Genomic DNA, 9155 nt, shown 5'->3' with positions numbered 1-9155 from the left:
CCCCTGGCTGGTGAGAGCCTTGGACCATACCCAAAGCCCGCTTTCGGCGCAAGTCTTTGAAATTTATTTAAGTCATTGATTTTTAATGATTTCGTTTTTGGGCTATCTCTTGACGTTGCGAGGGCTGGCACATAGTTTCGCGCAAATTTAGCTGCTGTTTTTTGCACATCTGAAAATTGGGGAACTGCCACATGCCCACCGCTGCTCAAACGCTCGAGACAATCGACGCAAAAGTAAAGCCCACCGCCTGCCTCGCGCTTGCGGATGGCACGTTGTTTTATGGCATGGGGTTCGGCGCAACGGGCACCACGGTGGCAGAGCTTTGCTTCAACACCGCGATGACAGGTTATCAGGAAATCATGACGGACCCGTCCTATGCAGGCCAGATCGTCACCTTCACCTTCCCCCATATCGGCAATACCGGCACCAACGTCGAGGATGATGAAACCACTGATCCAGTCGCGGCTGGCATGGTCGTTAAATGGAACCCGACACTGGCCTCTAACTGGCGCAACACGCAAGAACTGGGCGATTGGCTCGCGGCGCGGGGCCGTATCGCGATTGGCGGGATCGATACCCGTCGCCTCACCCGCGCAATCCGCCAGCAAGGCGCACCGCATGCGGCCTTGGCCCACAACGCGGATGGAATTTTTGACACCGATGCCCTGGTTGCGCAGGCCAAAGCCTTTGCCGGTTTGGAAGGCCTTGATCTGGCTAAGGACGTCACCTGCGCGCAAAGCTATCGCTGGAATGAAATGCGTTGGGCATGGCCTGATGGCTATCCAACGCAGGACGCCCCGAAGCACAAGGTTGTCGCGATTGATTTCGGCGCAAAGCGCAACATTCTGCGTTGTCTTGCGTCCGCAGGTTGCGACGTCACCGTGCTGCCCGCAACCGCAACCGCAGAAGAGGTCCTGGCGCACGACCCAGATGGCGTTTTCTTGTCCAATGGCCCGGGCGATCCGGCCGCTACTGGTATCTATGCTGTGCCGATGATCCAAGGCATCCTGGCTCAGGAAAATCTTCCTGTATTCGGGATTTGCCTTGGACATCAAATGCTTGCCCTCGCAGTCGGTGCCAAGACGATCAAGATGAATCACGGCCACCACGGCGCAAACCACCCTGTAAAAGATCAGGACACTGGCAAAGTCGAGATCACCTCGATGAACCACGGTTTTGCAGTGGACAGCCAGACCTTGCCCAAGGGCGTCGTTGAAAGCCATATTTCGCTGTTTGACGGCTCCAACTGCGGTATCCGCCTTGAAGGACGTCCCGTCTTTTCCGTGCAGCACCACCCCGAGGCAAGCCCCGGCCCGCAGGACAGCTATTACCTTTTCGAGCGTTTCGCCCAATACATGGCCGACGCCAAAGCCTGACATAACGGATCACTATCGCGTTCGTTAACGCGGTATTAACCCAAGCGGCCTCATAAACGGTTCGGATGCCGACGGACCGGACCCTTTTATGAGCGACTCCCGCATGCGTCGGGTCAAACTGGGCGCAACAATTGATCGAACTGACACAAAGCGCCCGCTCGGGCGTTTGCTTGTGGATCGCGGGCTAATCAAAACCTCTGATGTTCTTGCCACACTTGGGCATCAACGCTTTAGCGACGCGCAGCTTGGTCATCTTCTGTGCGCACATGGCTTGCTCAGCGAGGTCGATCTGTTTCGGACCTTGGCCTTGCAATATGATGTGCCTTTTATCACGCCAGACGAAATTCCACCCGATCCCTCCCTGCTCGCAAGCATCGAACCGCACATTGCGCTTCAAGTGCATGCGATGCCTTGGGCGCGGGTTGATGGGGTCACGCTAGTCGCAACCAGTGCGCCCGAAACCTATGAACAGGCCCTAGCAACGCTGCCCGCACATCTGCTGCCTGCCTCAATGATTATTGTCAGCCGCAAGACCATCGAACAAACCATCTGCGCGCACAGCACCTCTGCGCTTAGCCAACGCGCCGAACATCTGGTGCCCGACGATCTGAGTTGCCGAAACCTGCCTGCACAAATCAAAACGCTGCTGGCCCTACTGTTCTGCGCCCTAACTTTCGGGCTCTTCATGCAATGGTTCACCTTGGGCGGGCTCTATCGCGCTGTTTTCCTTTTTGCGATCGCCATGGTTTGCGTGGGAATTGCGATCAAAACTTCTGGCGCGCTGCTTCAGCTATTCTCAAAGGTGCCCATCCTTGCTTCGACCGCCAAGCTGCCTGAAAAACTCCCTCGCGTAAGTCTTCTCATCCCGCTGCATGATGAAAGCGACATCCTGAATACATTGCTTAAAAGGATAGATTTATTGACCTATCCCAAGGCCCTGCTTGATGTCATCCTTGTGGTAGAGGCCGATGATGTACGTACGCGCGATCATCTTGCACAGGCCGACCTGCCGTTCTGGATGCGCATGCTGATCGTTCCCAAGGGCCAGATCATGACCAAGCCGCGCGCGATGAACTATGCCCTGCCCTTTTGCCAAGGCGACATCATAGGCATTTACGACGCCGAAGATGCGCCGCATCCCGAACAAATTTCGGATGTTGTCGCCGCTTTCAACAGCCAGCCGGCCAATGTTGCCTGCGTTCAGGCCGTGCTTGATTTCTACAACGCCAAGGCCAACGCGCTTTCGCGCTTTTTCGCCATCGAATACGCCACTTGGTTCCGTCTGATCCTGCCGGGCGTCGCACGTCTCGGATTTGCGATCCCGCTTGGAGGGACCAGCGTCTTTTTCAGACGCGCCGCACTGGAAAAACTACATGGTTGGGACGCCCATAACGTGACAGAGGATGCCGACCTCGGCATCCGCCTTGCCCGCGCGGGCTTTCGCACGATCTTGATTGATTCCGTTACGCTGGAAGAAGCCAACAACCAACCCTGGCCCTGGATCAAGCAACGCTCGCGCTGGCTCAAAGGGTACCTCATTACCTATTTCACCCACATGCGCCGCCCGATCCGCCTGCTTTTCGAACTCGGTGTGTGGAAGTTCATCGGCTTTCAGGGCTTCTTCCTTTCGGCAATCAGCCAATACATGCTTGCCCCGATGATCTGGTCCTGCATGCTGATTTACCTCGGTGCCCCGCAATGGATCGAGGGCGTGTTGCCGCGTGATCTTCTTGCCAGTCTCATGGTCACTTTTCTGGTCATGTGGTGCATCAGCACAAGCGTTTATATCACCGCCGTCGCAGGCGAAAAACACCGCCACCTGATACCTTGGACACTCTGCATGAGCGTCTATTTGGCCCTTGGCACTTTAGCTATCTACAAAGGCGCGTGGGAACTGGTAACACGCCCGTTCTATTGGGAAAAAACCGCGCATGGGCATAGTGAGGGCGCGCTCGATCAGGACGGCTCGGCAGAGCCGGCATCCAGCTTGAGCCGGGTCACAAAGGCAACCGAAATATGATCGCGCAGCGCTTGGCAGGCACCATCTGCATCGCGGCGCGCAATCGCTTCGACGATCGCATTATGTTCTTCCATCGCGACCTCGCCGCGCCCTTCAGCGGCCAAAGACGTCGTCGCCATCAGCGCCATCGAGCGATGCACCAACCCCAGCTGACGCACCAAAAAACGGTTGTGAGAGGCCAGATGAATTTGCTTGTGAAATCTTCGGTTTGCCCGCGACAGGGCCGAGGGATCACGCATCAACTTGCGATCCTCTTCCACCATTTCGCGCAGGACCTGGACTTCCTCTTCTGTCGCATGCTGCGCAGCAAGACGCGCGGCCAAGCCCTCCAGCTCGGCGCGAACGACATAAAGCTCGGACATCTGATTGTGCGACAAGGAGGCCACGATCAAGCTGCGCCCGTCGCGCGTCAAAAGGCTCTGGGTTTCAAGCCGTTGCATCGCCTCGCGGATCGGCGTGCGTGACACGCCAAAGCGTTCAGCAAGATCGTTTTCAACCAACCGGTCACCGGGTTTAAAAACGCCGATATCAATCGCTTCAAGGATGAGGGAATAAGCATCCGTCTGCCCCGTTCTCGTCTGGCTCATCACTTTCTCCTGCTCTTGGATTTCGCGCAGACTATGCCCTGCCCGACGCACGATCAACCTGTTGTCGCGCCGCAGGTTTAGCGCTAGCCTTACATCATGCCAAAAGACCATTTCTCACACGTGCAAACATGGGTCTTCGACCTTGATAACACGCTCTATCCGCCGCACATGCGCCTCTTCGACCAGATCGAGGTGCGCATGACGGCCTATGTTATGCAGGCCCTCGGCGTTGACCGTGCAGAGGCCGATCATCTGCGCTCGCATTATTGGCGGACCCACGGCACAACCCTTGCCGGCTTGATGCGCGAACATGACGTGGATCCGACGCCCTATTTAACCGATGTACACGACATAGATTTTAGCGTGCTGGCCCCCGATCCCGATCTGCGCCGCGCGATCAGCGCACTGAACGGACGCAAGATCGTCTACACCAATGGCTGCGCACCCTACGCGGAAAATGTGCTCAACGCGCGCGGCCTCGACGGGCTATTTGATGCGATCTACGGGGTCGAGCATGCAGAGTTCCATCCAAAACCAGACGCTGCCGCCTTTGAAACAGTGTTTGCCAAGGATGGCGTAACCCCTGCGAACGCCGCCATGTTCGAGGATGATCCGCGCAACCTTGCCGTGCCGCATGCGCTTGGCATGCGCACAGTCCTCGTCACGCCAGAACCTGATCCACAGGATCACATTCATCATCATACCGATGATCTTGCGGGTTTTCTGCGCCAGTTGATTTAGAATTGCGGCGATTTGCCAGTGGCATGCACCGCTCAAAAGCCTATCTCTAAGATAGGTATGGAGAGTGAAATGGATCACGACATCATCATTTCGGGTGGCGGTATAGCGGGGCTGACAGCCACAGCCGCCTTTGCCAGCGCTGGCTTTGATGTGCTTTGCGTTGACCCTGCGCCGCCCGTTACCACCCGCGACGCGCAGGGCGCGGATTTACGCAGCACCGCGTTCTTGCAACCCGCACGCCAGCTTCTTATGGATGTCGGCCTTTGGGATCGCCTCGAGACGCACGCCGCGCCTTTGCAGATCATGCGCATCATTGATGCAGGCGGCGAAGAGCCACTGGCGCGCACCTCCAAAGAATTCAACGCTGCCGATATCTCCGATCTGCCGTTTGGCTGGAACCTACCCAACTGGCTCTTGCGCCGCGAAATGGCGGCACATTTGGAAGGCCTGCCCAACGTAACCTATCGCACTGGCGTCCGGGCCAAGACACTTTTTACCCGCACCGCAGAGGCACGCGTCGGTTTCAGCGATGGAACGCGCGCAAAATCACGGCTGGTTATCGCCGCTGACGGTCGCGGCTCACCCATGCGAGAGGCCGCAGGTATCACCGTAAAAACAACGCGTTATGGACAAAAGGCGCTGGCATTTTCCGTGACCCATGAAATGCCGCACGAAAACGTATCTACAGAAATCCATCGCACTGGTGGTCCTTTCACCCTCGTTCCGCTCCCTGATTTTGACGGCAAGCCCAGCTCTGCTATCGTCTGGATGGAAGAAGGGCCAAAAGCCAAAGCGCTGGCCGAAATGGACGCGGCGCAGTTTGAGGACGCCATGAACATCCGCTCCTGCGGTGTGCTGGGCCATCTTACGCTGAATTCCGCGCGCACGATTTGGCCGATCATCAGCCAACACGCAGAGCGCCTTGGCGGCGAACGGCTCGCGCTGGTTGCAGAGGCCGCGCATGTCATTCCGCCCATCGGCGCGCAAGGGCTGAATATGTCGCTGAATGATCTCAAAGCACTGCGTGATCTGGCCGTGGCACGCCCCGAAGGGCTGGGCGATGCTGCGATGCTTGATGCTTATCACAAGGCGCGCATTAATGACATCAAGCTGCGCGTTGCGGGTATCACGATGTTGAACCGCACGTCCATGCTATCTGCCCGCCCCTTGCGCGATGCACGCGCGGCGGGGCTGAATGCGCTCTATTCCTTCGCACCCTTGCGTAAATCCATCATGCAAATGGGCCTCGGCGCGCGCGGGTAAGGTGCGTGATCTCACGCACCTTGCGTTTTACAGCACCTGATCTAGCACCTTGCTCAAACGCGCAACCGTGCCGTCCACATCATAGAGCTTGTCCAGACCGAACAGCCCCAAACGGAAGGTGCGGAAATCATCCGGTTCATCACAGGCTAGCGGAACGCCTGCCGCAATCTGCATCCCCAGTGCTGCAAATTTGCTGCCGTTCTGGATCGCGGGATCATCGGTATAGCTGACCACAACGCCCGGCGCGCCAAAACCATCCGCCGCAACCGAAGTTATTCCTTTGCCCTTCAAATAGGCCCGCACCGCATCGCCAAGCTGCCATTGCGCCGCTTGCAGCTTGTCAAAACCGTATTCCTTGGTTTCCGTCATCGTATCGCGGAACGCGCGCAGCGCATCGGTTGGCATGGTCGCGTGATAGGCATGGCCGCCAATCTCATAAGCCTGCATGATCTGGTACCATTTTTTGAGATCAATCGCGAAACTGTCCGACGTGGTTTCTTCCAAACGCGTCAGGGCACGCTCGGACATCATCACCAAACCTGCCGAGGGTGAAGCAGACCAGCCCTTTTGCGGCGCGGAAATCAGCACATCAACGCCCGTTGCTTTCATATCGACCCAAGCGCAGCCGGAGGCGATGCAATCAAGCACCATCAACGCACCGACCTCATGGGCGGCGCTGGCCAATGCGGTGACATAATCATCAGGCAGGATCACACCCGCCGAAGTTTCCACGTGCGGTGCGAAAACGATCTGTGGTTTCTGCTCGCGGATCGCAGCAACGACATCATCAATCGGTGCAGGCGCAAATGGCGCGCGGCTGTCATTACCCGTCTGGCGCGCTTTCATCACGGTGCAGCTTTCGGTTAAACCACCTGTCTCGATGATCTGGCTCCAGCGATAGGAAAACCAGCCATTCCGCACGACCAGCGCGTGGGTTCCACGAACAAACTGCCGTGCGACTGCTTCCATCCCGTAGGATCCGCCACCGGGCACCAATGCGACGCCCTCAGCGTTATAAACCTCTTTCAGCATCGCGGAAATATCAGTCATCACCCCCTGAAACGCTTTACTCATGTGGTTAAGCGAACGATCCGTGAAGACCACCGAGAATTCTTCAAGGCCATTAGGGTCAATCGTATCAAGCAATGCGGGCATATCCGTCTCCATATCTCAAGTTGTCCCTGTGCTAGCGCGAAGCGGCGGACTTGGCAAAGTCTACTTTCGCATACCTAGCCCAGCGGCCCCGGCCTACGTTCCTCGCTCAGCAGCACGTTCGCCTCGACGTTGCCCGCACCGGGCAGGGTCATGATCCGTCGGCGTAGCACGCGTTCAAAGTCCGGGATGTCACGCGCAACAACGCGCAGGCGGTAATCATACATGCCCAAAACATGCTCGATCGTTTGCACTTCGGGGATCGCGCTCACGGCACGTTCGAAATCCTCAAGGCTGACGCGCCCCTTGGTGGCCAGCTTCACGCCAAGGAAAACAGTCACGCCAAAGCCCAGCTTTTCATGATCCAGCACCAAACGACGCCCGCGAATCGCACCGATATCATGCAAACGTTTCACCCGCCGCCACATCGCGGGTTGGGACATATCAAAACGGCGTCCAAGCGCCCCTGCCCCAAGCGTGGCGTCCTGTGCCAAGGCGCGCAAAATCTTGCGATCAATCTCGTCAAGTTCGATCATAGCGGCAGCGCCTCGCCCTGTTTGATCCGCGCCACATGCATCAGCGCTTCAATGTCGGCGATATGTGGCAGGGTCAAAATCCGCTCGCGGTAGATTTGCTGGTAATGCGCCATATCGCGCGCGATCACGGACAGACGCACATCGACGCGGCCCAAAAATGTCTGGATCTCGATAACATGGCGCACCTCGCGTGCGGCCTCAATGAAATCATCAAAGGCACGCGTTTGCGTCTTATCCAGCGTGATGCGCAGGCTCACCTCAACCGCATAGCCTAGCGCCTGCCAGTCAATCACCGCCTGCTGCCCGCCCAGCACACCAGAGGCCTGCATCTTTTCAATGCGTCGCCAACAGGTCGCAGCCGTTAGATCACAGCGCGCCGCAAGCTCTGCATTCGGCAATTCGGGCGCGGCCTGCATCTGCCGCAGTATGCGCCGATCTACGTCATCCAGCATGATATTCACTCATTTCACTAATTACGCGAATGAAAATTTCCTTATACGGGAATTACATCGCAGATCAGGAAAGTTCAACATCGCAATTGGCGTAAATTCCGCTCAATAGCTGATTCCAAACTTAAAGGACTACACCCATGCGCGTTTATTATGATCGTGATTGCGACGTTAACCTCATCAAAGAAGCCAAAGTTGCCATTCTCGGCTATGGCTCACAAGGTCACGCGCACGCGTTGAACCTGCGCGACTCCGGCGCGAAGAACGTAGTTGTTGCGCTTCGCGACGGCTCCCCTTCCAAAGCGAAAGCCGAAGGCGAAGGCCTGAAAACCATGGGCATCGCAGAAGCAGCTGCCTGGGCTGACGTAATCATGTTCACAATGCCCGACGAACTTCAGGCAGAAACATACAAGAAATACGTGCACGACAACATCCGTGAAGGTGCGGCAATCGCTTTTGCACACGGCCTGAACGTACACTTCGGCCTGATCGAGCCTAAAGAAGGCATCGACGTCATCATGATGGCGCCAAAAGGTCCGGGCCACACAGTGCGCGGCGAATACACCAAGGGCGGCGGCGTGCCTTGCCTTGTTGCGGTAGACAAAGACGCATCCGGCAAAGCGCTGGAAATCGGTCTGTCCTATTGCTCTGCTATCGGTGGCGGTCGCTCTGGCATCATCGAAACCAACTTCCGTGAAGAGTGCGAAACAGACCTCTTCGGCGAACAGGCCGTTCTCTGCGGTGGCTTGGTTGAATTGATCCGTTGCGGCTTTGAAACACTTGTTGAAGCGGGCTACGCACCAGAAATGGCGTATTTTGAATGCTTGCACGAAGTGAAGCTGATCGTAGACCTGATCTATGAAGGCGGCATCGCGAACATGGATTACTCCATCTCCAACACAGCCGAGTACGGCCAGTACGTCACAGGCCCACGCATCTTGAAGTACGACGAAACAAAAGCGCGTATGAAAGAAGTGTTGCAGGACATCCAGCAGGGCAAATTCGTTCGTGACTTCATGCTTGAAAACGCC

General features: G+C 56.8%; 10 protein-coding genes. 5 read left to right on the top strand and 5 right to left on the bottom strand.

Annotated elements, in window-relative coordinates; translation table 11 throughout:
- Positions 1 to 191 (bottom strand): hypothetical protein (locus WBC85_RS14880; RefSeq protein WP_424438937.1); only part of this gene is annotated, 191 nt, incomplete at its 3' end.
- Between WBC85_RS14880 and carA the strand changes: the two genes are divergently transcribed.
- Complete coding sequence (gene carA / locus WBC85_RS14875; RefSeq protein WP_424438934.1) at positions 192 to 1376, top strand: glutamine-hydrolyzing carbamoyl-phosphate synthase small subunit; 1185 nt, start codon at positions 192 to 194, stop codon at positions 1374 to 1376. It begins immediately after the preceding gene.
- Positions 1377 to 1464: 88 nt separating this feature from the next.
- A complete protein-coding gene (locus tag WBC85_RS14870; RefSeq protein ID WP_424438931.1) occupies positions 1465 to 3396 on the top strand; it encodes a glycosyltransferase in 1932 nt (643 codons plus the stop codon).
- On the opposite strand, the gene WBC85_RS14865 is transcribed toward WBC85_RS14870, so the two are convergent.
- Positions 3333 to 3983 (bottom strand): GntR family transcriptional regulator, encoded by a 651-nt coding sequence (locus tag WBC85_RS14865; protein WP_424438928.1) that lies wholly within the window; start codon positions 3981 to 3983, stop codon positions 3333 to 3335. The genes WBC85_RS14870 and WBC85_RS14865 overlap by 64 nt on opposite strands.
- 96 nt (positions 3984 to 4079) lie before the next feature.
- Between WBC85_RS14865 and WBC85_RS14860 the strand changes: the two genes are divergently transcribed.
- Both WBC85_RS14860 and WBC85_RS14855 read left to right on the top strand, forming a co-directional pair.
- Positions 4080 to 4724, top strand: coding sequence for a pyrimidine 5'-nucleotidase (locus tag WBC85_RS14860; RefSeq protein ID WP_424438925.1), 645 nt, complete (start codon positions 4080 to 4082; stop codon positions 4722 to 4724).
- A gap of 69 nt (positions 4725 to 4793) precedes the next feature.
- Complete coding sequence (locus tag WBC85_RS14855; protein WP_424438922.1) at positions 4794 to 5987, top strand: UbiH/UbiF family hydroxylase; 1194 nt, start codon at positions 4794 to 4796, stop codon at positions 5985 to 5987.
- A 27-nt stretch (positions 5988 to 6014) separates the two neighbouring features.
- Here WBC85_RS14855 and WBC85_RS14850 read toward each other — a convergent pair whose 3' ends face one another.
- The 3 genes from WBC85_RS14850 to WBC85_RS14840 all read right to left on the bottom strand — a co-directional run bounded on the left by WBC85_RS14850 (position 6015) and on the right by WBC85_RS14840 (position 8127).
- The gene (locus WBC85_RS14850; protein ID WP_424438919.1) at positions 6015 to 7142 is read right to left on the bottom strand and encodes an aminotransferase class V-fold PLP-dependent enzyme; all 1128 of its coding nucleotides are present in this window, start codon (positions 7140 to 7142) and stop codon (positions 6015 to 6017) included.
- A 74-nt stretch (positions 7143 to 7216) separates the two neighbouring features.
- On the bottom strand, positions 7217 to 7675 hold the full coding sequence (locus WBC85_RS14845; RefSeq protein ID WP_424438916.1) for an Lrp/AsnC family transcriptional regulator: 459 nt from the start codon (positions 7673 to 7675) through the stop codon (positions 7217 to 7219).
- The gene (locus WBC85_RS14840; RefSeq protein WP_424438913.1) at positions 7672 to 8127 is read right to left on the bottom strand and encodes an Lrp/AsnC family transcriptional regulator; all 456 of its coding nucleotides are present in this window, start codon (positions 8125 to 8127) and stop codon (positions 7672 to 7674) included. Before WBC85_RS14840 ends, WBC85_RS14845 begins: the two co-directional genes overlap by 4 nt.
- Positions 8128 to 8264: 137 nt before the next feature.
- On the opposite strand from WBC85_RS14840, the gene ilvC reads away from it, so the two are divergent.
- On the top strand, positions 8265 to 9155 hold an 891-nt coding region (ilvC, locus tag WBC85_RS14835), incomplete at its 3' end, for a ketol-acid reductoisomerase (RefSeq protein WP_424438910.1).

The organism is Planktotalea sp., assembly GCF_049680325.1.
Classification (GTDB): Bacteria; Pseudomonadota; Alphaproteobacteria; order Rhodobacterales; family Rhodobacteraceae; genus Planktotalea.
The sequence above is the reverse complement of the archived record's forward strand: the minus strand, read 5'-3'. Positions and strand labels throughout refer to the sequence as shown.